Below are 24,517 nucleotides of genomic sequence, written 5' to 3' on the forward strand. Positions count from 1 at the left end.
GCAGAGGAGGTGGCGGCATGACCACGACACCGGTCCGCAGGCTGCCAGGGGCGATCGAGGCCGGGCTGCGGCTGGTCGACCCCGCGCTGCGCGCCGCCGTGCGCGAGCACCTGTGCGGGGAGGCGGCCACGATCGCCCGCTACCACCAGGGCTGGATCGAGGCCGACGGCACGCCCACCAGCGCCTGGGGCGGCAAGCTGCTGCGCCCCGCGCTGGCCCTGCTCGGCGCCCAGGCCGCGGGCGGGCCCGCCGAGGGCGGCGTCCCGGCCGCGGTGGCGATCGAGTTCGTGCACAACTTCTCACTGCTGCACGACGACATCATGGACGGCGACACCGAGCGCCGCGGCCGGGCCACCGCCTGGACCGTCTTCGGCGTCCCGCAGACAATCCTGTCCGGCGACGCCCTGCTCACCGCCGCCGTGTCGGTCCTGCTCGACTCGGGCGCCCCGGGTGCGGCGCGGGCGGCGACGTCGCTCATGACGGGCACCCAGCGCATGATCACCGGCCAGGCCTCCGACGTCGACTTCGAACGCCGCGACGACGTCACCCTGGCCGAGTGCGTCCGGATGGCGGGCGACAAGACCGGCGCCCTGCTGGCCTGCGCCTGCTCCCTCGGCGCCGCCCTGGTCGGCGCCGACCGCGACCTAGTCGACCGCCTGGCCGCCTTCGGCGAGAACGTCGGCCTGGCCTTCCAGTTGGTCGACGACCTCCTGGGCATCTGGGGCGACCCCGACCGCACCGGCAAGCAGGTCGGGGCCGACCTCCGGGCCCGCAAGAAGTCCCTCCCCGTCGTCGCCGCCCTCAACGCCCCCGGCTCCACGGCCCTGGCCACCGCCTACCTCCGCCCCGGCCACCTCGACGAGCAGGCCGTCGCCCACGTCACCGCGCTGATCGAGTCCCTCGGCGGACGGGCCTGGGCCCAGGACGAGGCCGAGCGCCGCATCGCCGCCGCCCGCGACGCCCTCCTCGGCGCCGACCTCCCCGACGACGTCCGCCAGTCCTTCTTCGACGTCGCCGCCTTCATCACCGGGAGGGCCTTCTGAGCTGACCGGCACCCGCCCCGGCCGGTCGCGCGGCTGCGCCTACCATCGGGTCCGAGTCGGGAGGGGGCTTGGGCGTGGCCGTTCGGGGGTCTGGGGTGAGCGGGCGGTGGGTGACCGCCGGGGTGTGGGTCGGCGTCGCGGTGCCGTTCCTGCTGGCGGTGTGGGCGGCCGCGCGGAGCACGCGGGTCAACCTGCTGCTGGACTTCTGGTACGTCCTGTCCAAGGTCACCGACGACGGGGGCGGGCTGCTGGTCGGCCCCCTGTTCTCCTACTACCTCGAGCAGCCGTTCGCTGTGCCGTCGCTGCTGTTCTACTCGGACGCCGCGGTGTTCGGCGGGGACAACCGCGTGCTGACCGTGTTGGCCGTCGTCCTGCTCGGGGTGGTGGTGGCGGCGCTGGTGTCCATGCTGGCGCCGCGCGGGGCGGTGCGCGCGGCGGTGGCCGTGGTGTTCTCGTCCCTGGTGTTCACCCCGCACCTGTCCGAGCTGTGGGTGCAGGCGTCGAACGGCGTGAGCTGGGCCCCGGCGCTGGCGCTGGCCGTCTGCGCGCTGGCCGCCGCGCACCGGGGCAGGCACGTCCCGGCCCTCGTCGCGGCGGTCGGGGCGACGCTGTCGTTCGGGTCGGGGCTGGCGGTGTGGTTCCCGCTGGCGGTGGTCGCGTGGGTGCGGCGGGACAAGCGGTGGGCGCTCGCGCACCTCGGCGCCGGGGTGGTCGTCGTGGGGGCGTGGCTGCTGACCCGGCCACCCGGTCCGCAGGCGGGCGCCATCCCGGGGTTCGCGCCGGTCGAGCAGGCCAAGGTCGTGCTGGCCACGCTCGGCGCGGTGTGGTCCGCGGAGAGCCCGAGGACCGCCGTGGTCGCGGGTGGGCTGGTCGCGCTCGTCCTGCTGGTGCTGGTGATCTTCACACTGGGCGAGCGGGACCCGCTCGACGCCGGGTGGATCGGGCTCGCCGGGTACGCGGGAGCGCTGGCGGTGCTGATCGGCGTCGGCCGGGCCAGCGACGCCGTGCCGGGCAGCAACACGGGGATGCTCAGCCGCTACGCCGTGGTGGGTGTGCTGGCGCTGTGCGCGGTGATCGCCATGGTCGTCCGCCGCGTTCCGGCCCGGCGGTCGACGGCCGTGGCGGGGGTCGCGGTCGCGGTGCTGGTCGTGGGCGCCACCTACGCCGCGGGCCTGCCCAAGGAAGCCGCCGTCCGCGCCTCGTACGCGCCGCTCGGGGTTGTCCCGGTCGCGCTGCGGATGGAGTCGGTGCCCGCGCTGGACCAGCTCGACATCGAGCCGACGGTGCTGCCCGCCGCCAAGGCCCTGGGCATGTACCCCTTCGACGGCGGGTTCACCCTCGGCTGCCACGGCGTCGAGCTCGGCGACACCGTCGACCTGGGCCGCGTCGAGGACCTCCCACCCAGCGCGGGGACGGTCGACTCCCGGACCCTGGTCCAGGACACGGTCGTCGCCGGCTGGGCCGCCATCCCCGCGGACTGCGTCCTCGCGGTGTCCGCCGAGGGCGAGGTCGTCGGCGGCGGTGTCACCAGGCTCCAGCGCCCCGACGTCCCGCACGCCGACGGCCTGGCCGGGTTCCGGGTCGTGCTCGGGCCCGGGACGCGGGACGTGCTCGTGCACGACGGGCAGGTCCTGCGCCGGGTCACCGGCCGAGCCGATCCCGAGGCCTGAAACGCCCTCTACCCGTCTGGAACACATGTCGGCGGTAAACCTCGGGTTTTCGTCGCCATGGGTGCGCCGCGGCGGGACGGGCTGTCCGCCGTTCACGCTGCCGGGTGGTGGCCGGTGGCGGGCGAACGCGAAGCGGAACGGGGAGACGATCAGTGCGACCATGATCGAGTCGTGGCTGCCCGGTGGGGTTGATAAAGCTGGATAAGCAACGTCCCACCAGCGAGGAAGCCAACAGATGCGCCACGAGAAGACAGCTCGAATCGCCGCCGCCGTCACCGCCGTCGTCGCGCTCTCCGGGATCGGGGTCGCGGCCGCCCTCGCCGAGCCCGTCGCACCCACCGCCGGGGTGAGCCAGCCCGCCCCGTCCACGACCCCCTCGCAGTCCTCGGAGCCCTCGGAGGAGCCGACCTGCGAGGAGCCCACCCCGTCGGAGTCCTCGTCCTCGACCCCGTCCACGACCCCGTCGAGCGCCGCGGGCGAGCGCCAGCCCGACCCGACGTCCTCGGCCACGTCATCGACCCAGCCTTCGGAGGAGCCGGACCCGTGCGAGACCCCGTCGGAGGAGCCGACCTCGTCCTCCCCGTCCTCCTCGACCTCCCCGTCCGGCGAGAGCGGGGCATGAGTGGTCCCGCCTGTGCGCGGCGCCCCCGCGCACAGGCGGGAGTCCCACGACGCAGGCGAACCGCGCGCCGGTCAGCGGATTCCCGGTCGTCCTGACCGGGGCGGTTCATGTCCTAACAGGACAGACGTGGGTCAGGGCGCCCCGGCGCGGGCCAGCAGCGCCCGGGCGCGCTCCAGCACGGGCCGGTCGACCATCTGCCCGTCGTACCGGGCGACCGCCCCGTCGGCCACCGCGGCGAGCAGCCCGCGCGCCCAGGCCAGTTCCTCGGCGCTGGGAGCCAGGCCGGTGTTGACCGCCGCCACCTGGTTCGGGTGGACGCAGAGCTTGGCGGTGAAGCCGAGGGCGGCGGCGTGCCGGAGGTCGGCGTCGAGCACCTCGGCCGAGCGCAGGTCGGTGGTGGCGCCGTCGACCGGCCCCGGCAGCCCGGCGGCCGCGGCGGCGAGCACGAGGGTCGACCGGGCGTGCCGCAGCGCGTCGTGGTCGCGGTGGTCGACGCCGAGCTGGGTGGCCAGGTCGACGCTGCCGAAGGCCAGCCGCACCACCCCCGGCGCCGCGCACACCGCGTCCACGTCCCGCACCCCGCGGGCCGTCTCGACCAGGGCGATCACCGGCACCCCCGCGGGCAGGTCGCGCTCGGCCTTGGGCACCATGACGGCCCGGGCGCCGCGCGCCGCGGCGAGGTCGTCGTCGTGCCACTCGGTCCCCAGCGCGTTGACCCGGACCACGGCCTGACCGCCTGCAGCCAACCACTGCCGCGCGTTCTCCCTGGCCGCGGGCTTGTCCTCGGGCGCGACAGCGTCCTCGAGGTCGATGACCACCACGTCCGCGCCGCTGGCCGCGGCCTTGTCGAACCGCTCCGGCCGGTCGCCGGGGACGAACAGGAAGCTCCGCGCGCTCACCAGGTCCCGGCCCATGCCCGGCAGCCTACCGAGCGGCCGGTTGACGAAAGTAAGGGTCGACCCTCGCCGGTCGGCAGCGTCGCGGGCCCACCCCCGCGCCCCAGCGTCGAGGCATGATCGAGTTCTTCGCGACGGCAGTGACGGACGGCGTGATCCTGGTCCTGGGGGCGCTGCTCCTGGTCGCCTGGTGGCGCGCCAGGACCAACGACGCGGCGGCGGTGGCCAGGGCCCTGCTCGGCCCGGCGGCCGTCGTCGTGGCCTACCTGGTGAGCGAGGTGGTCAAGGTGCTCTGGCGCCAGGACCGACCGTGCCGCACGGCGCCCTCCCTCATCGAGTGCCCGGAGGTCGGCGACTGGTCGTTCCCCAGCAACCACGCGACCGTCGCGGCCGCCGCCGCCGTGGCGCTGCTGTGGTCCGGGTGGCGGTGGGGCGCGGCGGGCGCGGTCCTGGCGGTCGTCGCGGCTTCCTCGCGGGTGCTGGTGGGGGTGCACCACGTGCACGACGTGGTCGCGGGGATGGCGCTGGGCGCGGCGGTCGTGGCGACGGTGTCGCTGCTGCTGGGCGGTGTCACCACGGGGGTGGCGCGGGCCCGGTGCCGCGGGAGGGCGGCGTTCGTCGTCGGACGGGTGTGTGATGCTCCGACAGTGACGTTGCCGCGGGTTCGGGGGTGAGCTCGGGGGTGAGCACAGTGGTCGCGCGCTGGTTCGGCTGGATGGCGCCTGCCTGCGCGCCGGTCGCCCTGTCGGCCGTGATCGCCCGCGAGGGCAGGCTGGCGGTGTGGGAGGCGGCCGCGCTGGTCGTCGTGTTCGGCGTGGCGGTGGCCTCGGCGCGCCGGTGGCCCGGACCGGTCACGGTCGTCTCGGCCGGGGCGTGGCAGCTCGTGTACCTGTCCCGCGTCGATGTGGACAGCGCGCTGGGGGCGGTCGCGGCGGCGGGCGGGGTCGCGGTCGTGGCGTTCCTCGCCGGGCGCCACCGCGTGGGGTCGGCGCCCCTGGCGGTCGCGGGCACCCTCGGCGCCGTCGCCGGGGCCGTCGCGGGCGATGTCGACACGGCCATCGCGGTGGCCGCCGGGACGGCCGTGCCGTGGGCCGTCGGGCACTACCGCGCCCGCTACGCGGAGATGGTCCGGATGGGCTGGGACCAGGCCGAGCGGTGGGAGCGGGACGCGGACCGGGCAGCGGAGCGCGAACGGGCCCGCCTCGCCGCGGACGTGCACGACCTGGTGGGCCACGAACTGGCCCGCGCGGCTCTCCTGGTGGGCTCGCTGGAGGTCTCCCCGACCCTGGCCGCGGGCCAGCGCGCCACCGTCCGCCAGGCCAGAGCGGCGGTGACGGCGGCGGCCGAGCGGCTGTCCGACGCCGTGCGGCTGCTGCGGTCCGAGGATCGCGAGCCGGTCGAGTCGGTGGTGGGGCGGGCTCGTCGGTCCGGTGTGGACGTCCAGGTCGTGCAGGAGTGGGAAGGCGACAGAGATCCGGTGGTGGAGCGGACCGTGCACCGGGTTGTGACGGAGGGGTTGACGAACGCGATGAAGCACGCGGCGGGCGCGCCGGTTCGGGTGCGGGTGCGTGGGGCGGAAGCGGTCGAGGTGGTGGTGACCAGCGGGCCTGCGAGGTCGACGGTGGGACAGGGGGCGGGGCAGGGCTTGGCGGGGTTGGCGGAGCGGGTGGCGTTGGTGGGGGGTGAGTTCTCGGCTGGGGCGGCGGCAAGGGGTGGGTTCGAGGTCCGGGCGGTGCTGCCCGTCGTGGCCGCGATCGGGGACGGGGTGACGCGGGCGGCGGTGGAGCGGGGGGTTCGGGACAGCGCGCGGCGGACGGCGGGCATCGTGGTGGGGGTGTGCGGGGGCGTCCTGGTGTGCGTGCTCGGGTACCTGGTGTTCGACGCCGCGTCGTCGGTGGTGCGGGCGGAGGACTTCGCGCGGCTGCGGGTCGGGCAGGCGCGGGCGGAGGTCGAGCGGGTGCTGCCCGGTCGGACCCGGGACCGGGACGACGAGCCGGGGTGCCGCTCGTACGGGACGCACGCCAACCCGTTCGACGGGCAGCGGGCCGACCGGTACCGCCTCTGTTTCCGCGGTGGCACGCTGGTGTCGAAGGAGGTGGTGCGGCGGTGACCGGCGTGCGGGTCGTGCTGGCCGACGACGAGCCGCTGGTGCGGGCAGGCATCCGAGCGGTGCTGGCCGCCGCCGGGGGTGTCGAGGTCGTCGCCGAGGCGGCGACCGGGCGCGAAGCCGTCGACCTGGTGCTGGCGCACCGGCCGCGGGTGGCGGTGCTCGACATCCGCATGCCCGACCTGTCCGGCCTCGACGCCACCGCCGAGCTGCGCCGCGTGGCCCCCGGCACCGCCGTCCTGATCCTCACGACCTTCGCCGACGACGCCTACATCTCCCGCGCCCTCACCGCCGGGGCCGCGGGCTTCGTCCTCAAGACCGGCGACCCGCACGACATCCTCCGCGGCGTCCACGCCGTCGCCGCGGGCGCCGCCTACCTGTCCCCCACCGTCGCCAAGCGCGTCATCGACCACCTCACCGACGGCCCCCGCCTGCGCACCACCGACCGCGCCGCCGCCCTCACCCCCCGCGAACGCCAAGTCCTCGGCCTGGTCGGCGCGGGCCTGTCCAACGCCGAGATCGCCCGCGCCCTGCACGTGGTCGAGGGCACGGTGAAGGTCTACCTCACCACGATCTTCAAGCGCCTCGACGTCCGCAACCGCGTGGAGGCCGCCGTGACCCCCACCGCTCACCGCCCTGGCGCCCGCCACGGGATCGCGGCGTCCAGCAGGCCGATCATGCCGGACACGAGGCGCATCTGGGCGATGGTGCGGATGTCGGCCTCGACCAGGCGGGGCGAGCAGACCAGGACCGCGGTCGACTGGGCTCGCGACAGCGCGACGTTGAGGCGGTTGCGGGAGAGCAGGAAGTCCAGTCCCCTGGGCAGGTCCGTGGCCGAGGACGAGGTCATGGTGGCGATGACGACCGGGGCCTCCTGGCCCTGGAAGCGGTCGACGGTGCCCACGCGGACCTCGGGGTGGCCCGCGTCCTTCAGGGCGCGGGCCACGATGCGCTGCTGCATGTTGTACGGGGCCACGACGAGGAAGTCCGACTGGTCCAGCGGGCGGGTCCGCGTGCCGTCGGACCAGGGGCGGCCGAGCAGGGAGGCCACTGTGGACACCACGACGGCGGCTTCCTCGGTGGAGCGGGTGGTGTTGCCGGAGTGCTCGACCATCGCCACGTGCAGCCCCGGCGCCACGCCGTCGACGGCGCGGGTGGCGGCGACCGGGTGGGACTGGAGCATGCCCGCGTAGGACAGGTTCGACACCGGGGCGCACACCGCCGGGTGCATGCGGCGGGACTGGTCGAGGAAGTAGCCCAGGGCGGGCGGCACGACGTCGGCGGCGCCGATGAGGTGGCCCAGGGCGGAGGCCTCGGCGCCCGCGGGGTGGGTGCCCTGCACGACCTGGGGGAGCTGCTGCGGGTCGCCGAGCAGGACCAGGTTGTCGGCGGCCATCGACACGGCCAGGGCGTCGACCAGCGAGAACTGGCCCGCCTCGTCGACCAGGAGGATGTCGAGGCCGCGCACGGACGGGTTGGCGAAGGTCCACGCGGTGCCGCCGACCACGTGTCCGCCGGGGTGGTCCTCGCGCCAGCGGGCGAGCGCCTTGTTGTCCTTGGGCGTGTCCCACGGGACCTCGACGGGCTTGCCGCGGCCCAGGCCCTTGGCGACCGGGATACCGGGCGCGGCGGTCAGGGCGGCCGACAGCACGTTCTCCACGGCCTTGTGGCTGTTGGACGTGACGCCGACGGACTTGCCCTGGTCGACCAGGTGCTTGATCAACTGGGCGGCGAGGTAGGTCTTGCCCGCGCCGGGCGGGCCCTGCACCGCCAGCACCGACCGGTCCAGGCCGTCGACCGCCTCCAGCACCGTCGCGACCAGGTCGAAGCCGGGGTCGGGCAGCTCGCGCGGCGGCAGGCGGCGCAGCAGGTCGACGCCGGGGTGCGCGGGCAGGTCGGGCAGCCCGGCGGCGACGAGCTCGGCGAGCTCCTCGACGGCCTTGTCCTTGGGCGTGGGCGAGATCGGCTTGCCCGGCAGCACCGCCTCCGGCGCCGCGGCGAACTGCTCGGCCACGGGCGCGGTCTCCACCAGCTCCAGCCGGTCGGCGTGGGCCGAGACCACGGTGGCGTCGCGGCCCTCGTCGGGGTAGCGCAGGCGCACCTGGTCGCCGGGGGCGAACGGGTGCGGGCGGTCGGGGTCGCACGCCATGGTGATGGTGCGGCGGGCGTTGCGCTGGCGGCCCTGCGGCTGCTCCCACTCCCCCACCCGCATCGACACCGGGACCGCGCAGTTGCCGTCGGACTCCAAGTCGGACAGCGGCACGGCCATGCGGTGGAAGAACTCCCACCACGCCGGGTTCGCCTCGCGCCGGTAGTAGCCGACGGCGGCGGCCAGCAGCGCGCGGGCCCGGTCGTCGCCGGTGAAGTCGGCCGAGTCCTCGGGCAGGCCCTCGATCAGCGGTTCGACCAGCATGGCGATCCGCTTCTCGCGCTCCTCGCGCTCGGCCGCCTTGGCCTCGTCGACGATGTCCGGCGGCGGCGGCTCGACCGACTCGATGCCGCGCTCGGCGCGGACGCGGTGCAGGAAGCCGAACAGCTCCATGGTCGACACGCAGTCGTACTCGTTGTAGTCGGCGATGCCGCGCAGCACCTCGTCGGCGCGCTCGACCTCGCCGAGGGCGGTCAGCGTCAGGTACTCCTCGTAGGCCTCGATGCTCGACGCGGCGGTCTTCACCTCGCCCTCGCGCGCCGAGGGCATGTAGAGCGGTTCGAGGTACTTGATGGAGTACGAGCGCTGCGACACCCGCAGGCCCTTGCGGACCACGGCGTAGAGGTCGACCAGGGCGCCCGCGCGCAGCAGCTCGTCGACCGCGGCCTCCCGGGTGCCGTGCAGGGCGGCGAGCCGCTTGACGGCGGCGGCCTCGTAGGGCGCGTAGTGGTAGATGTGCGCGCCGGGGTGCTCGGCGAGCCGGTTGACGGCGAAGTCGACGAAGTCCTCGAACGCCTCGCGCTCCTGGCGCCGCGAGTGCGCCCAGAACGGGGTGAACTGGCGGACCCCGTCGCGGGTGACCGCGCCGAACAGGTACTCCAGGCCCTCCCCGCCGACCGCGTACGGGTCGCCCTCCATGTCGAAGAAGACGTCGCCGGGGCTGGGCGCGGGCAGCTCGGCCAGCGCCGCGGGGTCGACGACCTCGTAGCTGACCTCGCCGGTGGCGTCCTGGCGGACCTGGATGGCGGCCTGGGCGCGCAGCGCGGCGAACGACCCGGCGGAGACCGACCTCGGCCGCTCGTCCGCCTCGGCCAGCGCGTCGATGGTGTCGAGCCCGGCGGCGGCGAGCTTGCGGCGCTGGTCGGCGCGGATGCCCGCGACCAGCGACAGGTCGCGGGCGCTCGCGCGCCCGTCGGCGCAGTGCGTGGCGAACGCGCAGCCGCCACAGGCCGGGCGCTCGTCGGCCCACAGCCGCTCGGGCAGGCCGGGGGCCCGCGACAGCAGCCGGTCGCGCAGGCGGCGCAGCAGCGGCAGGAAGTCCTCGACCAGGAAGGACTCGGTGGTGCCGTCGCCGAGCAGCAGGTGCATCCTGGGCCCGGTCGGCCATCCCGCCCGGCGCAGCGCGTCGGCGTAGGCGGCGAGCTGGATCACCGCGGACGGCTTGGCCCGGCGGGCCAGCTTGGTGTCGTAGACCTCGTAGCGGCCGCGCTCGTCGCGGCGCAGGAAGTCCGCCCGCCCGGAGAACTCGCCGTCGACGAACACCGCCTGGTAGACGACCTCGGCCCCGGCGGCGAGCGCCTCGGCGGTGCGGGCGGCCGCGGTGTCGGTGTCGACCTCGGCGATCTCCACCACCGCGCTGACCTCGGCGCGCAGCGCGCCGAGGGTGGCCTTCTCGTGCTCGCGGCCGTGCTTGGCGGCCAGCCCGTCGCCGCCGTCGCCGGGCTCGGGCGCCCCGGGCAGACCGGCCTTGCGCGCCTGCCGCAGAACGCTGCGGTGCTCGCAGTCCAGCAGGTCGGCGAGGTCGGACGGCGTGTACACCGCGGAGAGTCTGGCAGCCGGGCCGGACCGGACACAGGAGCGACACGCCCGGAACCCGCGCGCGCCCGACGGCCCGGCTCGCCATCATGTCGGCATGCCCCTCGACACCCTCCGCCTCGATGTGGCCGTCCCGCTCGACTCCACCGACAGGCCGACCCACGCGGTGCGGGTGTTCGTCGACGAGGTCGAGCGGACCGAGCGCGGGGCCGGGATGGGGATGGACCCCTACGACGTGTTCGTGCCGGTCAACCGCCTGGTCGCGGCGGCGGAGCCGCGCACGGTGCCGATCGCCCGCTGCTCGTGCGGGAGCTACGGGTGCGGCCGCACCGACGTGACGATCACCCGGGTCGGCTGGCGCTGGCCGGGGCGGACTGGGAGGCGTTGGCGCGGCACGGGTTGACGCCGGGTTTCGTGGGTGGGGCCCCCTGGGACCCCGGGGTGTTCGTGATCTCGTTGAGATACCGCGCCTCCGAGCACCAGGTGTTCTTGCGCGAGCCCTGGGGCGAAGGCTCCCCCGGAGGACCTGGCGGAGCGGTTGATCGCGCGGCTGGCGGCCCCGCCGCGGGAGTGGGATGCCACCTGGCACCCCATCGTCGTCAAGAAGACCGACCCACCCGCGATCGCGGGTGCGGGGTGGCAGCGCCACAGGTACCCCTAGCCGTCCGCCCGCGCTCGCTGACCCCGCGTCGCGGCGGCGAATCCGATAGTCCTAGTAGGACGATCAACTCACCTGGCGGTGGTGTGGCCACCGACCACGGCCACCCCGTTGCGCCTCTGCGAACATGAGGACATGTTCAGCCGTTTCACCACCACCGCGCGGAACGCGGTCCTGCACGCGGGCTTGCGCGCGAAGGCGGAGCAGAGCGACGAGATCCACGCGGGCCACCTCCTGCTCGGCGTGGTCGACGCGGGCGGAATCGGAGCCGCGGCGCTGGACCGGGACGCCGACGCGGTGCGGCGGGCGCTGGACACGGCCCCCGTCCGCTGGTCGGCGTGGCGGCGCTGGCGCGACCGCCGCTTCGAGCCGCCCCTGTCGGCTGAGGCCAAGCGCGCCCTGCGGGCGGCGGAACGGGCGGCCGCGGGACCGATCGACTCGGGGCACCTCGCGCTCGGCGCGCTGGAGGTCGTCGCCATGCCCGCGGACGGCGTGGCCGACCGCGTCGCCGAGCGGCGAGCGGCCCAGGCGGAGCCGACCGCCTAGTCCCTGGTCCCGTGGGCGGTGGAACGCAGTGCGCGCGGGAGGCTGATCGCCACCGCGGCGGTGGCCAGCACGCCCGCGCCGCCCGCGATGAGCAGTGTCGTCGGGGCGTCGGTGGCGTCCAGCAGGAGGCCGCCGCCCAGGTAGGAGATGGCCGCTGCGATGCCGATGGCCCCGTAGAGGTTGCCGAAGACCCGGCCCAGGAGGGCGGCGGGGACCAGGCGTTGCAGCAGGGTCGAGGAGGCCACGTCCATGGCGGCCAAGCCCAGGCCGCGGACGGCCTGGACCGCGAAGGCGGCGGACACGGCCCAGGCCAGGCCGGTGAGCAGGTTGCCCGCGCTGCTCACCAGGAAGCCGCCGACCAGCAGCGCGGTCATCGATGCCGCGGGGGCGAACCGGGTCAGCAGGGCGTACCCGGCCAGCAGGCCGACGCCGACCGCGCCCAGCAGCAGCCCGACCGCCGAGCCGCCCGCCTGGAAGGTCTCGGTGGCCAGCAGCACCAGCGCCACGTCGTCGACGCCGTTGCACGCCACGACCGCCACGAACCCGATCGCGACCACCCGCACCGGCCGGGTCCGCAGGATGTAGCCCAGCCCCACCCTGGCCTGCCCCAGCAGCGACTCCCCCGGCGACGGCGTCGGCGGCAGCGACGGCACCCGGACCAGCACCAACGCCGAGATCAGGAAGGACGCCGCGTCCACCAGCAGCACCCCGCGCACGCCCAGCACCGGCAGCAGCGCCGCCGCGAGCAGCGGTCCGAACGCCTCGGCGGCGTTGGCGCCGAAGCCGACCGCCGAGTTCGCCGTCTCCAGGTCCCGGTCGCCCACCAGCGCGGGCACGGCCGACCGGGACGCGGGCTGGAAGACCTGGCCCGCCAGCGCGCGCACCCCGACCAGCACCAGCAGCGGCCCCAGCGGCGGCAGCGCGACCGCGATCGCCAGCACGGCGGCGGCCTGCACGAGTTCGCACACCACCATCACCCGCCGCCGGTCGAACCGGTCGGCCACCGCCCCGGCCAGCGGGCCGGTCAGCGCGGGCACGAAGTCGCCGACCAGCAGCAGCAACGCCACCGCCACGCCCTGCCCGGTGGTCGCCGCGACGTGCAGCATCAGGGCCACCAGGCTCAGCGCGTCGCCCCCGTAGGAGATGACGCGCGCGGTGAACAGGGCGCGCAGCGGCCGATTGGCGCGCAACAGCCCGAAGGCGGTGGGCATGGCTCCCCCGAGGCGTCAGCCGTTGGTGATCGGGGCACCGTAGCGGGCCGGGTCCGGCGCCACGCACCGGTTTTCGCCGCGCCCGGGTGTTGTCACGCGATTGCCAGAAGCGGCCCCCGCCGGTGTCAGGCCCCGGCGAAGACCCACCGGGTGGCGACAAAACCGGGGTCGCGCCATTTCGAAATTGACAATTTTCCCCGCTCCGCAACGATTGCGTCCCAGTATTCCCAGGTGGAACACTTCGGTCACCAACCCATGGGAATGACCGCAGGAGGCGATACCGGAATGGCAGGAAAATCCTGGGTCGCAACCGCGCGCACGGCTTCGGACCGCCACCACGCCCACACCGCCCCGGCGGCCACCCCCGCGCGGCGCGAGGAGCCCCACCCCGAGGACCGCGCGAAGGCGATCGCCCGCGCCCAGGCCGCGCCCGTCCCCTGACCCGGGACACCGGCCGCTGGTCCTCCCTCCCCGTCCGGGCCCCATGAACCCCTGGCACGACAACGAAGGAGAACCTTGATGGGCAGCAAGCTCCGAAGCCGGTTGGCGCTGGGCGCCGCCGCCACGGCGCTGGTGGCGGGATCGGCGGTGGCCCTGGTGCCCGGCGCGACCGCGGCGGAGCCGGGGGTCCCCACCGTCACCCCGATCGCGCCGCAGGCGGGCAAGGGCCACGGCGTGTCCACCGGGCAGGGCGTCATCGACCTGGACGCGATCGGCTACGCCGAGTCCGAGTTCCTGATGTCCGGCCAGGCGACCACCTACGGCCAGTCGGGCCTGTGGACCGACAACGGCCGGTGGGCGACCAAGGTGGCCGCCGAGGGCACCGACTACACCACGCGCCTGCTCGTCGAGCGGCCCAAGGACCCGGCCGAGTTCAACGGCACCGTCATCGTCGAGTGGATGAACGTCAGCTTCGGCGTGGACATCCCCGTCGACCTCTCGCAGTCCTACCAGTACGCCGCGCGCGAGGGCTACGCCTACGTCGGGGTGACCGCGCAGCGGCGGGGCGCGCAGAAGCTCACCGAGCTGGACCCCGAGCGCTACCCGGGCGTCGACCTGCCCAACGACGACATCTCCTACGACGTGCTCACCCAGGCCGCGCGCGCGGTGCGGACCAACCCCGAGATCATCGGGGCCACGCCGACGACCGTGCTGGCCTCCGGGCACTCGCAGTCGGCCGGGCGGCTGGTCACCTACATCAACGCCGTCCAGCCCCAGGCCGGGCTCTTCGACGGCTTCCTCGTCCACGGCCGGGCGGGCGGGGCCGCGAAGGTCGCGGGCGGCAGCGCGCCGCTGTCGGCGAAGATCCGCACCGACCTCGACGTCCCGGTCTTCGTGCTGCAGGCCGAGACCGACGTGCCGCTGTCGTCGTCGGCGCGGCAGAACACCCCCCTCGTGCGCACCTGGGAGGTCGCGGGCACCGCGCACGCCGACCAGTACGGCCTGGACCTCTACAACCCGGTCAACGCCAGGGACAAGGGCATCAACGACGGCGCCGCGACCTACTGCGACAAGCCGGTCAACTCGATGACCTTCCGCTACGCGCAGAACGCCGCCTACCACCACCTCAACCGCTGGGCCCAGGGCGGCCCGCCGCCGCCGAGCGCCCAGCAGATCGACGCCTGGTTCGGCGTGCTCATCCAGCGCGACAAGGACGGCAACGCCGTCGGCGGCGTGCGCCTGCCCGACCTGGTGGCCCCGGTCGCCACGTACTCGCCGAACAACAGCGGCGGCAACGTGCTCGGCGCGTGCCTGCTGCTGGGCACGACCACCCCGTTCACCGCCGAGCGGCTCAAGGAGCTCTACCCCGACCACGCCGCCTACGTGAAGCGGTTCACCGAGGCCGCCGACGTGGCGACCCGGCTCGGGTACATGCTCCCCGCCGACCGCGACGAGGCCGTCGCGCGCGCCCAGGCCGCCCAGGTCCCCTGACCGGTCGGTAACGAGACCGCGGCCCGCGCCCAGTCCCAGCAGCGGACCGGGCGCGGGCCGTTCCACACCCGCTGACAACGCACGGGCGTGGAATTGCGCGTATCGCACAACTATTCATTGTTTCACCGCCCTTGTCCTGGTATTGGCGTCACTTGTAGATTCATTTCTGGAAACCACCGGTTTCCCCCAGGTCAGACAGGCTCGACGAGGAGTTCCCGTGAGGCCAGTGTCCCGGTTTTTCCGTAAGTCCGAGGGCGGGGCGCGGCGGTGGCCTGTGGTCGCCGCGGTCGTGACCGCGTTGTCCGTTCCCGCGGCTGTCGGTGTGTTCGCCACGGTGTCCGCCGCGCCGGTCAGCCAGGCCGCCGAGCCGCCGCAGGGTCCCGTCGGCGACGCGTTCTACACCCCGCCGACCCCGCTGCCGCCGGGTGGAAACGGTGATGTGATCTGGTGGCGGCAGATCGCGGACAAGTCCAACGCCAAGGGCTACCTGGTGCTGTACCGCTCGGAGTCGGCCACCGGCCAGCCGATCGCGGTGTCCGGGCGGGTGTTCGTGCCGAAGAAGGCGTGGACCGGCAACGGGCCGCGCCCGATCATCTCCACCGCCCCTGGCACCCGCGGCATCGGCGACTCCTGCGCGCCGTCGAAGTACCTCGACTACGAGGCCCCCTTCACCGACCCGCTGCTGAACAAGGGCTACGCGATCGCCACGACCGACTACGAGGGCCTGGGCACCCCGGGCACCCACACCTACGTCGTCGGCCAGTCCGAGGGCCGCTCGGTCATCGACGCCGCCCGCGCCGCAACCCGCCTGCCCGCCGCGGGCCTGGCCCCCGGCGGCCAGATCGCCTTCGCCGGCTACTCCCAGGGCGGCGGCGGCGCGGCCTGGGCCGGTGAACTGGCCCCGACCTACGCCCCCGACCTCAACGTCGTCGGCATCGCCGCGGGCGGTGTCCCCGCCGACCTCACCGAGGTCGCCAACTTCCTCGACGGCGGCCTGGGCTTCGGCTTCCTGCTCCTGGCCTCGCTGGGCCTCAACTCCGCCTACCCGGACCTGGACCTCCCGAAGTACCTCAACGACAAGGGCCAGGAACTCTACGAGACCAAGCAGGGCGTCTGCGTCGACGCGGTCTTCGGCTACGCGTTCCAGAAGATCTCCGACTACACCACCACCAACCCGCTCAACACCCCGGAGTGGCAGGCCAAGCTCGCCGAGAACAAGCTCGGCTCGGCCAAGCCCAGCGCCCCGGTCTTCCTCTACCACGGCCTGGTCGACGAGATCATCCCGCTCAAGCAGGCCGAGACCCTGCGCAAGGACTACTGCGAAGCAGGCGTGAAGGTCCAGTGGGGCCCGTTCCTCGGCGAGCACGTGACCACCATGGCCTTCGCCTCGCACGACGTGGAGAAGTTCCTGACGGACCGCTTCGCGGGCAAGGCCCCCAGGAACAACTGCTGATTCACCCCTGAGCCAACTGGATCGGTAGACGTGTCCCCCGCCGGGTTCCCGGCGGGGGACACGTCTTCTCCGGGCCCCCCGGGGCGCGGGCGAGGGTGTGTTCGAGCTGATCCGGCGATGGACGCGGGCGAGGTCGATGACCTCGACTCCGACGCGGTGGGGCACGAGCGGCTCGCGGAGGTGCTGGAGGACTTCTGCGACCGCTGGCAGGTCGGTGTGGAGAACCTGCTGGCAGACGGCGGGGTAGACGGCGCGGCGCCTGGTGGACACCGCCGCCCAGTACGAGACGACCGAGGCGGGCCTGGCTGAGCTGGGGCAGTCGCGCGACCCCCGGGAGCTGGTCCCCGGCGACCCGGCCGCGCTGCGGGCCACAGCGACGGGGATGCAGCGCTTCGGCGAGGCGCCGGGCCGGGTGGGCGACGGGTTGCGCGCGATCGACGACGGCGGCTGGACCGGCGAGGCGGCCGACCGGTTCCGCGACCACTTCGACGAGGAGCCGCGGCGCTGGGTCACCTGCGGCGAGTCGTTCGACAACGCCCGGGACGCGCCGCGGCGCTAAGCCGGCCTGGGCGCACGAGCGGGCCGAGGAGGCGGCGCTGGCGTGGGACCGGGCTGAGCGCAGGCCCGCCGCGAGCACGACCCCGGCCCGTTCGACGACCCCGGCGAGCCGGGCCGGGCCGAGGCCCGGCGGGTGCTGGCGCAGGCCCGCGACCAGGTGCGTGCCGACGACGAGGCAGCAGAGGTCGTCGACCAGGTGCAACAGGCCGCGCCCCAGGAGCGCGGCCTGCTCGAGTCGGCGGTGAACGCGGTCGCGGACTTCGTCGGCGGGGCGGTGCGGGCGACGGGCGAGGCGGTCAGCGGCGTCATCGACGCGGTGGGCGATGTGGGCAGGGAGGTCCTGGAGACGGGCGGGTCGGCGGCGGCCACGCCCCGCACACGGGGTCGCCGAACAAGACGGAGTTCCCCGAGCGCTGGGACGACGAGAGCATCGACAACGTCGAGGACGTGGCCCGCGACCCGGACTCCCCACCGGTCCAGCAGGACAACGACCGGTGGCGGGTCACCGGCACCCGCGACGGCGTGATCTTCAACGACGAGAACGGCAACCCGGAGTAGCGGAGGAACACGGTGGACCTGGTCAAACTGCACAACCAGACGCGCGAACTGCTCGAGGCGCTGGCTGATCGGCTGCCCGCCGACCGGGTGGCGGGCTACCGGTCGCTGAGCGCGGCGGGCGAGTGGGCCGAACTGGTGGACATGGTGAGCGCGAGCCTGGTGAAGCGGCGGATCCCGGTCACCCCCGCCGAGCGCGACCAGTTGGCCGAGGTGCTGGCGCAGTTCACCCCCGACCCGGAGTACCGCTACCTCAGCGACCCCGATCTGCTGACCAAGCTCACCATCGCCTGCCCCCGGCAGGCGCGGCCGGGTCCGTGGCGGCGGCGTGGTCGATCGGGTCGCCACCGCTGGTGCTGTCCTAAGACCGGCCCGGGTGGCTCAAGCGGCGGCGGGCAGCGCCACGACGACGGTCAGGCCGCCGCCCGGTGTGTCCTCCAGACGGATCTCGCCCGCCATCGCCTCGACGAACCCCTTGGCCACGCTCAGCCCCAGGCCCGTCCCCGTGGTGGAGCGGTCGCCCAGGCGGTGGAACGGCTCGAACGCCTCGTCGGCGGTCTTGTGCGGCAGGCCGGGGCCGTGGTCGACGACGCGCAGCTCCACCCGGGGGCCGTGGGCGCTGGCCCGCAGGGCGACGGTGGTGCGGCCGTGGCGCAGGGCGTTGTCGACCAGGTTGGCGATGACCCGTTCCAGGAGGCCGACGTCGGCCAGGACCGGGGGCAGGTCCTCGGCCACGGAGACCGAGACCGGGGCGGCGAGGGGGGCCAGGGCCCGGGCCACGACCTCGTCGTAGCCGGTGGGGCGCAGGGCGGGGCGGACGGCGCCGGTGGCCAGGCGGGAGGAGTCCAGGAGGTTGTCGACCAGGGCGGTGAGGCGGTCGGCCGACTCCTCGACGCCTGCCATCAGCTCGGCCACGTCGGACCCGCTCAGCACCAGGTCGGGGTCGCGGAGGCTGCCGATGCCCGCCTTGATCGACGTCAGCGGGGTGCGCAGGTCGTGGCCGACCGAGGACAGCAGGGCGGTGCGCAGCTCGGTGTCGGCGGCCCGGCGCTGGGCCTGCGCCTTCTCCTCGGTGAGCCGCTGCTGGCGCAGCGCCAGGAACGCCTGGCGGGCGGCGGCCTCGAGGACCAGCCGGTCGCGGGCGGGCAGGGTGCGGCCGCGCAGCACGAGCCGGACGTCGTCGGTGACCGCCACGTCCACATCGGACTCCGCCGCCGCCTCGTCGCCCGCGACCCGGGTCCACGCGCCGCCGCGGCGTTCGAGCAGGGCGACCGCGTCCATGGCGAAGTTCTCCCGCACCTTCTCCAGCAGCCGGGCCACGGGGTCGTCGGCCATGAGGACGGTGCGCGCGTAGGAGGCCAGCAGCGCCGCCTCGGTGCGGGCGCGCGCGGCCTGCGCGGCCAGCCGCGCGGCGCGGTCGACCACCGCCGCCACGAGCACGGCCACGACGACCATCGCCACCAGGGCGACGACGTTGTCCGGGCCCGCGACGGCCAGGCTGCGGTACGGCGGGGTGAAGAAGTAGTTGAGCAGCCCGGCGGCGAGCACGGCCGAGAGCACCGCGGGCCCGATGCCGCCCACGACCGCCACGGCGCACGCGGCCAGGATGAACGCGGCCAGGTCGGTGGGGTAGCCCGCCCACGACCGCCAGAGCAGGCCCGCCGCCGTCACCAGCACGGGCAGCGCGACGGCCAGGACCCAGCCCAGCACCCGGGTCCGGCCCGGCGGCCGGGCGCGGGCGCGGCGGGCCCGCGGGTGGGTGACCATGTGCACGTCGATGGGCCCGGAGGCGGCGATGACCGCGGCGCCGACGCCCTCGTCCAGGGCGCGGGCCAGCCGGGAGCGGCGGGAGGTGCCCAGCACGAGCTGGGTGGCGTTGACCCCGCGGGCGAAGTCGAGCAGGGCGGTCGGCACGTCGTCGCCGACCACCGGGTGGAAGGTCGCCGACAGGTCCAGCGCGGTGCGGCGGCAGCGGGCCACCACCTCCGGTGACGCGCTCGCCAGCCCGTCGCCGCGCAGCACGTGCACCACCAGCAGCTCCGCCCCGGCGCGCTGGGCGACCCGCCTGCCCCGGCGGATCAGCGTCTCGCTCTCCGGGCCGCCGGTCACCGCGACGACGACGCGCTCGCGGGCCTCCCAGGTCTCGGTGATGTCCTGCTCGGCCCGGTAGCGCTGCAACGCCACGTCGACCTGGTCGGCGACCCACAGCAGCGCCAGCTCGCGCAGCGCGGTGAGGTTGCCGACGCGGAAGTAGTTGCCCAGCGCGGCGTCGACCCTGTCCGCGGCGTAGACGTTGCCGTGGGCCAGCCTGCGCCGCAGCGCCTGCGGGGTGAGGTCGACCAGCTCGATCTGCTCGGCCCGGCGGACCACGGCGTCGGGGACGCACTCGCGCTGCGCGACGCCGGTGATGCGGGCGACGACGTCGTTGAGCGACTCCAGGTGCTGGACGTTGACCGCGGAGAGGACATCGATCCCGGCGGCGAGCAGCTCCTCGACGTCCTGCCAGCGCTTGGCGTTGCGGGAGCCGGGGGCGTTGGTGTGCGCGAGCTCGTCGACCACGGCCACCTCGGGCCGCCGCGCCAGCAGCCCGTCGAGGTCCAGCTCGCCCCCGCGCCGCGCCAGGACCTCGAGCCCGGCGACCAGCTCGGCGGTCTTGGCCCGCCCGTGCGCCTCGACCAGGCCGACGACCACGTCGGTGCCGCGCTCCCGGCGCCGGTGCGCCTCGCCCAGCATGGCGAAGGTCTTGCCGACGCCGGGCGCGGCCCCGAGGTAGATGCGCAGCTCACCGCGTTTGCCCACCGGGTGATTCTGCGCCCGGACCTCAGCCCCGCGCATCCAGGGCCCGGTTGAGCCGGGTGACGTTCACGGTCACCTCGCCGACGAGACCGAGCCCGCGCCCGCTGGTCGCCTCGGCCACCAGCGCGCGCACCCGGTGCTCGTCCACGCCCCTGGCCCGCGCGACCCTGGGCACCTGCAGCTCGGCGTAGGCGGGGCTGATGTGCGGGTCCAGCCCGGACGCCGACGCGGTGACCGCGTCCTGCGGGACCCGGTCCCCGGCCACGCCCTCCCGCCGGGCGACCCCGGCCCGGCGCTCGGCGACGACGGCGGTCTGGTCGGCGTCCACCTCGGACTTGTTCGACCCGCCGGAGGCGGGCGGCGCCGCCGCCGACGGCCGGGTGTGGAACCACTGGTCGCCCTCGCGGTCGACGCCGACCAGGGTCGTGCCGACGGCCTCGGCGTTGGCGTGCAGGCCGGGCGCCCGGCTCACCGCCCACACCGACGCCGGGTAGAGCACGCCGGTGATCACGGTGAGCACCAGCAGGACGCGCAGGCCCGCCAGGGACTGCTTGGACAAGGTGGACACGGGTCACCCGATTCCGGGGATGAGGCGGACGAGCAGGTCGATGAGCCAGATCCCGGCGAACGGCGCCACGACGCCGCCCACGCCGTAGACCAGCAGGTTGCGCCGCAGCAGCGCGCCCGCGCTGGTGGGCCGGTACCGCACGCCGCGCAGGGCGAGCGGGATCAGCACCACGATGACCAGCGCGTTGAACACCACCGCCGACAGGATCGCCGACTCCGGCGTGGCCAGGCCCATCACGTCGAGCCCGCCGAGCTGCGGGTGGACGGCGGCGAACATGGCCGGGAGGATGGCGAAGTACTTGGCCAGGTCGTTGGCGAGGCTGAAGGTGGTCAGCGCGCCCCGGGTGATCAGCAACTGCTTGCCGATCCCGACGACCTCGATCAGCTTGGTCGGGTCGGAGTCCAGGTCGACCATGTTCCCGGCCTCCTTGGCGGCCGAGGTGCCGGTGTTCATCGCCACGCCGACGTCGGCCTGGGCCAGCGCGGGGGCGTCGTTGGTGCCGTCGCCGGTCATCGCGACCAGCCGCCCGCCCGCCTGCTCGCGGCGGATGAGCGCCACCTTGTCCTCGGGCCGGGCCTCGGCGAGGACGTCGTCGACCCCGGCCTCGGCGGCGATGGCCGCGGCGGTGCGCGGGTTGTCGCCGGTGACCATGACCGTGCGGATGCCCATCGAGCGCAGCTCGGCGAACCGGGCGGCGATCCCGGGCTTGACCACGTCGGACATCCGGATCACGCCGAGCACCCGGTCGTCGACGGCGACCACCAGCGGGGTGCCGCCCCCGGCGCTGACCTCGTCGACCACGGCCCGCGCGGCCCCGCTGAGCGCGAAGCCGCTCGCCGCGCCCTTGCGGACCCGGCGGCCGTCGAGGTCGACGCCGCTCATCCTGGTCTGGGCGGAGAACGGCACGAACCCCCCGGTCTTCTCGTGCGCGGACGGCTCGGCGGGCAGCCCGTGGTCCGCGGCGCACAGCGCGACGACGCTGCGCCCCTCCGGGGTGCCGTCGGCCAGGCTGGACAGCCGGGCGGCGGCGGCGAGTTCGTCGAGGGCGGCGCCGTCGACCGGGTGCAGCGCGGTGGCCCGGCGGTTGCCGAAGGTGATGGTGCCGGTCTTGTCCAGCAGCAGGGTGTCGATGTCGCCCGCGGCCTCGACCGCCTTGCCCGAGGTGGCGAGCACGTTGCGCTGCACCAGCCGGTCCATGCCCGCGATGCCGATCGCCGACAGGAGCGCGCCGATGGTGCTGGGGATGAGGCAGACCAGCAGCGCGGTCAGCACGACCACCGACTGCTTGCCGCCGGAGAACGCCGCGAACGGCTGCAGGGCCACCACCGCGAGCAGGAAGATGACCGTCAGCGTGGACAGCAGGATCGTCAGCGCGATCTCGTTGGGCGACTTCTGCCGCCGCGCGCCCTCGACGAGCGCGATCATCCGGTCCACGAAGGACTCGCCCGGCTTGGTGGAGATCTCCACGACGATCCGGTCCGAGAGCACGGTGGTGCCGCCGGTGACCGCGCACCGGTCTCCCCCGGCCTCGCGGACCACCGGCGCGGACTCGCCGGTGATCGCCGACTCGTCGACCGTGGCGATGCCCTCGACGACGTCGCCGTCGCCGGGCACCTGCTCCCCGGCCTCGACCACGACCCGGTCGCCGACCCGCAGGTCCGCGCCCGGGACCCGCTCCTCGGCCCCGTCCGCGCGCAGCCGCCGCGCCACGGCGCCGGTCTTGGTCCGGCGCAGCGAGTCGGCCTGCGCCTTGCCCCTGCCCTCGGCGACGGCCTCGGCCAGGTTGGCGAACAGCACGGTGGCCCACAGCCACAGCGCGACGGTGGCGGTGAACACGCTCGGGTCGGCGACCGCGAAGGCGGTGACCAGGACCGAGCCGACCCAGACCACGAACATGACCGGGTTGCGCACCTGGTGGCGCGGGTGCAGCTTGCGCAGCGCGTCCGGCGCGCGGGCCAGCAGTTGCCGGGGGTGGAACGCGCCCGCGGCGACCTGGCGCGCGGCGAGGGCCCGGGTCGGCGGGGGGTCGAGGACGGTGCTCACAGCATGGCCTCCGCGATGGGACCGAGGGCGAGGGCGGGGACGAAGGCCAGCGCGGCGACGAGGACGACCACGCCGCCGAGCAGGGACGCGAACAGCGGCCCGGTGGTGGGCAGGGTGCCCGCGGTGACCGGGGCCCCGCGCTGCGCGGCGAGGGACCCGGCCAGCGCCAGGACGGCGATCATGGGGACGAACCGGCCCACGGCCATGCACACGCCCAGCGAGGCCTGGAACCAGTCGCCGGTGGCGGTGATGCCCGCGAACGCGCTGCCGTTGTTGTTCGACGCCGACGCGTAGGCGTAGAGGACCTCGGACAGGCCGTGCGGCCCGTCGTTGGCCAGCGCGTCCGCGGTGCCGGGCAGGGCGGCGGCGACGCCCGCGCCGACCAGCAGGACCGTCGGCACGGCCAGGATGGACACCGCGGCGGCGGTGACCTCCTTGCGCCCCAGCTTCTTGCCCAGGTACTCGGGCGTGCGGCCGACCATCAGCCCGGCCAGGAACACCGCGATCACCGCCATGACGAGCATGCTGTAGAGGCCGGTGCCCACCCCGCCCGGCGTCATCTCGCCGAGGAGCATGTTGAGCAGCGCCCCGCCGCCGCCGAGGCCGGTGTAGCTGTCGTGCGTGGAGTTGACCGCGCCCGTGGAGGTGCCCGTGGTCGTGTTGGCGAACAGGGACGACCCCGCGATGCCGAACCGCAGCTCCTTGCCCTCCAGCGGGCGGGTCCCGGCCGCCTCGGCCGCCCAGATGAGCGCCAGCATGGCCGACCAGAGCGCGCCCATCACGCCCAGCAGGACGTGGCCCTGGCGGCGCTCGCCGACCATCGTGCCGAAGGTGCGGGTCAGGCAGACCGGGATGAGCAGGATCAGGAAGACCTGGACGAGGTTGGACCAGGCGTTGGGGTTCTCGAAGGGGTGCGCGGAGTTGGCGTTGAAGACCCCGCCGCCGTTGGTGCCGAGCACCTTGATGGCTTCCTGGCTCGCGGTCGGCGCCTGCGCGATGGTCTGACCGTCAACGGTGACACCGCCGCGCAGGCTCATCGTCACGCCGGTCGCGATGAGCACCAGCGCGAACACGAACGCCACCGGCAGCAGGATGCGGATCGTGCCGCGCACCAGGTCGACCCAGAAGTTGCCCAGCCGGTCGGTGCCGACGCGGACGAACCCGCGCACCAGTGCCATAGCCACCGCCAGGCCCACGGCGGCGGAGACGAAGTTCTGCACCGTGAGCCCGACCGCCTGCACGGTGTGCCCCATGACCTCCTCGGGCACGTAGGACTGCCAGTTGGTGTTGGTCACGAAGCTGACGGCGGTGTTGAACGCCATCGCGGGCTCCACCGCGCCGCGACCGAAGTCCAACGGCAGCAGCGGTTGCAGCCGTTGCAACAGGTAGAGCGCCACGACACCGACGAGGGACAACCCCAGCACACCGAACGCGTAGGTGCCCCAGTTCTGCTCGGAGCGCGGGTCCACACCGGTCACGCGGTAGACCGCCGACTCGGCGCGGGAGTGGTCCGCCCTGGTGTAGACCCGCGCCATGTAGTCACCGAACGGGCGGTAGACCACCGCCAGCGCCGCGAGCACGAGCGCCACCTGCGCCAGGCCCGCCCACATCAGAACCTCTCCGGCCGCAGCAGGACGAGGAACAGGTACGCCAGCAACCCCAGCGCCACCACCCCGCCGATGACGTCACCGAGCACTCCGCTCACAACCGCCCCAGCCCACGGACGATGAGCGCCAACCCGGCGAACACCGCGACGATGAGCACCGCGTAGGCCATGTCAGCCACGCCGCACCTGCTCCCACTTGTCTGCGCGCCCACCCCGCTGGTGGCCGCTGGAGCAGGACACTCCGGCACGGCCACCAGCGGCTGAAGGGGTCAGAACGGGCTCTTGACGC

The 24,517-nt window shown here is 74.6% G+C and carries 21 protein-coding genes and 1 pseudogene; 13 read left to right on the top strand and 9 right to left on the bottom strand.

Annotated features, from left to right (window positions below; translation table 11 throughout):
- The first annotated feature begins 17 nt into the window (after positions 1 to 17).
- The 3 genes from GCL84_RS27985 to GCL84_RS27995 all read left to right on the top strand — a co-directional run bounded on the left by GCL84_RS27985 (position 18) and on the right by GCL84_RS27995 (position 3,335).
- Positions 18 to 1,043: a polyprenyl synthetase family protein gene (locus GCL84_RS27985; protein WP_156758568.1), complete on the top strand. Its 1,026-nt coding sequence runs from the start codon at positions 18 to 20 to the stop codon at positions 1,041 to 1,043.
- A gap of 110 nt (positions 1,044 to 1,153) precedes the next feature.
- The gene (locus GCL84_RS27990) at positions 1,154 to 2,713 is read left to right on the top strand and encodes a DUF2079 domain-containing protein (RefSeq protein ID WP_197523564.1); all 1,560 of its coding nucleotides are present in this window, start codon (positions 1,154 to 1,156) and stop codon (positions 2,711 to 2,713) included.
- A gap of 235 nt (positions 2,714 to 2,948) precedes the next feature.
- Entirely contained in the window at positions 2,949 to 3,335 is a 387-nt protein-coding gene (locus tag GCL84_RS27995; RefSeq protein WP_156758570.1) for a hypothetical protein, read from the top strand.
- Between the two features lie 131 nt (positions 3,336 to 3,466).
- On the opposite strand, the gene GCL84_RS28000 is transcribed toward GCL84_RS27995, so the two are convergent.
- Positions 3,467 to 4,249: an HpcH/HpaI aldolase/citrate lyase family protein gene (locus GCL84_RS28000; RefSeq protein WP_156758571.1), complete on the bottom strand. Its 783-nt coding sequence runs from the start codon at positions 4,247 to 4,249 to the stop codon at positions 3,467 to 3,469.
- Positions 4,250 to 4,347: 98 nt separating this feature from the next.
- Between GCL84_RS28000 and GCL84_RS28005 the strand changes: the two genes are divergently transcribed.
- The 3 genes and pseudogenes from GCL84_RS28005 to GCL84_RS30435 all read left to right on the top strand — a co-directional run.
- Positions 4,348 to 4,905 (top strand): phosphatase PAP2 family protein, encoded by a 558-nt coding sequence (locus tag GCL84_RS28005; protein WP_156758572.1) that lies wholly within the window; start codon positions 4,348 to 4,350, stop codon positions 4,903 to 4,905.
- 8 nt (positions 4,906 to 4,913) lie between these two features.
- Entirely contained in the window at positions 4,914 to 6,341 is a 1,428-nt protein-coding gene (locus GCL84_RS30765; protein ID WP_156758573.1) for a sensor histidine kinase, read from the top strand.
- Positions 6,338 to 6,958 (top strand): annotated as a pseudogene (locus GCL84_RS30435) (response regulator transcription factor); the annotation flags it as partial. The gene GCL84_RS30765 and the pseudogene GCL84_RS30435, both read left to right, overlap by 4 nt.
- An 8-nt stretch (positions 6,959 to 6,966) precedes the next feature.
- Here the strand turns inward: GCL84_RS30435 and GCL84_RS28020 are convergent.
- Positions 6,967 to 10,305, bottom strand: a complete 3,339-nt coding sequence (locus GCL84_RS28020) for a TM0106 family RecB-like putative nuclease (protein ID WP_156758574.1) — start codon at positions 10,303 to 10,305, stop codon at positions 6,967 to 6,969.
- A gap of 94 nt (positions 10,306 to 10,399) precedes the next feature.
- Between GCL84_RS28020 and GCL84_RS28025 the strand changes: the two genes are divergently transcribed.
- Positions 10,400 to 10,705 (top strand): hypothetical protein, encoded by a 306-nt coding sequence (locus GCL84_RS28025; protein WP_156758575.1) that lies wholly within the window; start codon positions 10,400 to 10,402, stop codon positions 10,703 to 10,705.
- 390 nt (positions 10,706 to 11,095) lie between these two features.
- Positions 11,096 to 11,506 (top strand): hypothetical protein, encoded by a 411-nt coding sequence (locus GCL84_RS28030; RefSeq protein WP_156758576.1) that lies wholly within the window; start codon positions 11,096 to 11,098, stop codon positions 11,504 to 11,506.
- Here GCL84_RS28030 and GCL84_RS28035 read toward each other — a convergent pair.
- The gene (locus tag GCL84_RS28035; RefSeq protein ID WP_156758577.1) at positions 11,503 to 12,717 is read right to left on the bottom strand and encodes an MFS transporter; all 1,215 of its coding nucleotides are present in this window, start codon (positions 12,715 to 12,717) and stop codon (positions 11,503 to 11,505) included. The two genes, GCL84_RS28030 and GCL84_RS28035, sit on opposite strands and share 4 nt — an antisense overlap.
- A 285-nt stretch (positions 12,718 to 13,002) precedes the next feature.
- Here GCL84_RS28035 and GCL84_RS28040 point away from each other — a divergent pair, with 285 nt between their 5' ends.
- The 5 genes from GCL84_RS28040 (at position 13,003) to GCL84_RS28060 (ending at position 16,661) form a co-directional block, all read left to right on the top strand.
- The gene (locus GCL84_RS28040; RefSeq protein WP_156758578.1) at positions 13,003 to 13,158 is read left to right on the top strand and encodes a hypothetical protein; all 156 of its coding nucleotides are present in this window, start codon (positions 13,003 to 13,005) and stop codon (positions 13,156 to 13,158) included.
- 78 nt (positions 13,159 to 13,236) lie between these two features.
- The gene (locus GCL84_RS28045; protein WP_156758579.1) at positions 13,237 to 14,649 is read left to right on the top strand and encodes an alpha/beta hydrolase domain-containing protein; all 1,413 of its coding nucleotides are present in this window, start codon (positions 13,237 to 13,239) and stop codon (positions 14,647 to 14,649) included.
- A gap of 217 nt (positions 14,650 to 14,866) precedes the next feature.
- Complete coding sequence (locus GCL84_RS28050; RefSeq protein WP_235926803.1) at positions 14,867 to 16,102, top strand: lipase family protein; 1,236 nt, start codon at positions 14,867 to 14,869, stop codon at positions 16,100 to 16,102.
- A gap of 117 nt (positions 16,103 to 16,219) precedes the next feature.
- Complete coding sequence (locus GCL84_RS28055) at positions 16,220 to 16,411, top strand: hypothetical protein (protein WP_156758580.1); 192 nt, start codon at positions 16,220 to 16,222, stop codon at positions 16,409 to 16,411.
- On the top strand, positions 16,365 to 16,661 hold the full coding sequence (locus GCL84_RS28060) for a putative T7SS-secreted protein (protein WP_156758581.1): 297 nt from the start codon (positions 16,365 to 16,367) through the stop codon (positions 16,659 to 16,661). The genes GCL84_RS28055 and GCL84_RS28060 overlap by 47 nt, the downstream gene beginning before the upstream one ends.
- A 652-nt stretch (positions 16,662 to 17,313) precedes the next feature.
- Here GCL84_RS28060 and GCL84_RS30775 read toward each other — a convergent pair.
- From GCL84_RS30775 to kdpF, 6 genes are all read right to left on the bottom strand, one after another.
- Entirely contained in the window at positions 17,314 to 17,445 is a 132-nt protein-coding gene (locus GCL84_RS30775; RefSeq protein WP_268891430.1) for a hypothetical protein, read from the bottom strand.
- 151 nt (positions 17,446 to 17,596) lie between these two features.
- Positions 17,597 to 20,050 carry a sensor histidine kinase gene (locus GCL84_RS28070; protein WP_156758583.1) on the bottom strand — a complete coding sequence of 818 codons (2,454 nt, stop codon included), beginning with the start codon at positions 20,048 to 20,050 and terminating at the stop codon, positions 17,597 to 17,599.
- Positions 20,037 to 20,579 carry a potassium-transporting ATPase subunit C gene (locus GCL84_RS28075; RefSeq protein WP_156758584.1) on the bottom strand — a complete coding sequence of 181 codons (543 nt, stop codon included), beginning with the start codon at positions 20,577 to 20,579 and terminating at the stop codon, positions 20,037 to 20,039. Before GCL84_RS28075 ends, GCL84_RS28070 begins: the two co-directional genes overlap by 14 nt.
- A 3-nt stretch (positions 20,580 to 20,582) precedes the next feature.
- Positions 20,583 to 22,622 (bottom strand): potassium-transporting ATPase subunit KdpB, encoded by a 2,040-nt coding sequence (gene kdpB, locus GCL84_RS28080; RefSeq protein ID WP_156758585.1) that lies wholly within the window; start codon positions 22,620 to 22,622, stop codon positions 20,583 to 20,585.
- Positions 22,619 to 24,232: a potassium-transporting ATPase subunit KdpA gene (gene kdpA, locus GCL84_RS28085; RefSeq protein WP_156758586.1), complete on the bottom strand. Its 1,614-nt coding sequence runs from the start codon at positions 24,230 to 24,232 to the stop codon at positions 22,619 to 22,621. The genes kdpB and kdpA overlap by 4 nt, the downstream gene beginning before the upstream one ends.
- Complete coding sequence (kdpF, locus tag GCL84_RS28090; protein ID WP_156758587.1) at positions 24,232 to 24,327, bottom strand: K(+)-transporting ATPase subunit F; 96 nt, start codon at positions 24,325 to 24,327, stop codon at positions 24,232 to 24,234. The genes kdpA and kdpF overlap by 1 nt, the downstream gene beginning before the upstream one ends.
- Between the last annotated feature and the right edge of the window lie 190 nt (positions 24,328 to 24,517).

The organism is Actinokineospora pegani, assembly GCF_009745975.1.
GTDB classification, from domain to species: Bacteria; Actinomycetota; Actinomycetes; order Mycobacteriales; family Pseudonocardiaceae; genus Actinokineospora; species Actinokineospora pegani.

Bases quoted from the DNA above. Each gene is read 5' to 3' on its own strand.
- GCL84_RS28070 (WP_156758583.1), bottom strand. From the start codon at position 20,050: ATGCGCGGGGCTGAGGTCCGGGCGCAGAATCACCCGGTGGGCAAACGC.
- GCL84_RS27995 (WP_156758570.1), top strand. From the start codon at position 2,949: ATGCGCCACGAGAAGACAGCTCGAATCGCCGCCGCCGTCACCGCCGTC.
- GCL84_RS28055 (WP_156758580.1), top strand. From the start codon at position 16,220: ATGGACGCGGGCGAGGTCGATGACCTCGACTCCGACGCGGTGGGGCAC.
- GCL84_RS27985 (WP_156758568.1), top strand. From the start codon at position 18: ATGACCACGACACCGGTCCGCAGGCTGCCAGGGGCGATCGAGGCCGGG.
- GCL84_RS28035 (WP_156758577.1), bottom strand. From the start codon at position 12,717: ATGCCCACCGCCTTCGGGCTGTTGCGCGCCAATCGGCCGCTGCGCGCC.
- GCL84_RS28030 (WP_156758576.1), top strand. From the start codon at position 11,096: ATGTTCAGCCGTTTCACCACCACCGCGCGGAACGCGGTCCTGCACGCG.
- GCL84_RS28045 (WP_156758579.1), top strand. From the start codon at position 13,237: ATGGGCAGCAAGCTCCGAAGCCGGTTGGCGCTGGGCGCCGCCGCCACG.
- GCL84_RS28040 (WP_156758578.1), top strand. From the start codon at position 13,003: ATGGCAGGAAAATCCTGGGTCGCAACCGCGCGCACGGCTTCGGACCGC.
- GCL84_RS28000 (WP_156758571.1), bottom strand. From the start codon at position 4,249: ATGGGCCGGGACCTGGTGAGCGCGCGGAGCTTCCTGTTCGTCCCCGGC.
- GCL84_RS28005 (WP_156758572.1), top strand. From the start codon at position 4,348: ATGATCGAGTTCTTCGCGACGGCAGTGACGGACGGCGTGATCCTGGTC.
- kdpA (WP_156758586.1), bottom strand. From the start codon at position 24,232: ATGTGGGCGGGCCTGGCGCAGGTGGCGCTCGTGCTCGCGGCGCTGGCG.
- GCL84_RS28025 (WP_156758575.1), top strand. From the start codon at position 10,400: ATGCCCCTCGACACCCTCCGCCTCGATGTGGCCGTCCCGCTCGACTCC.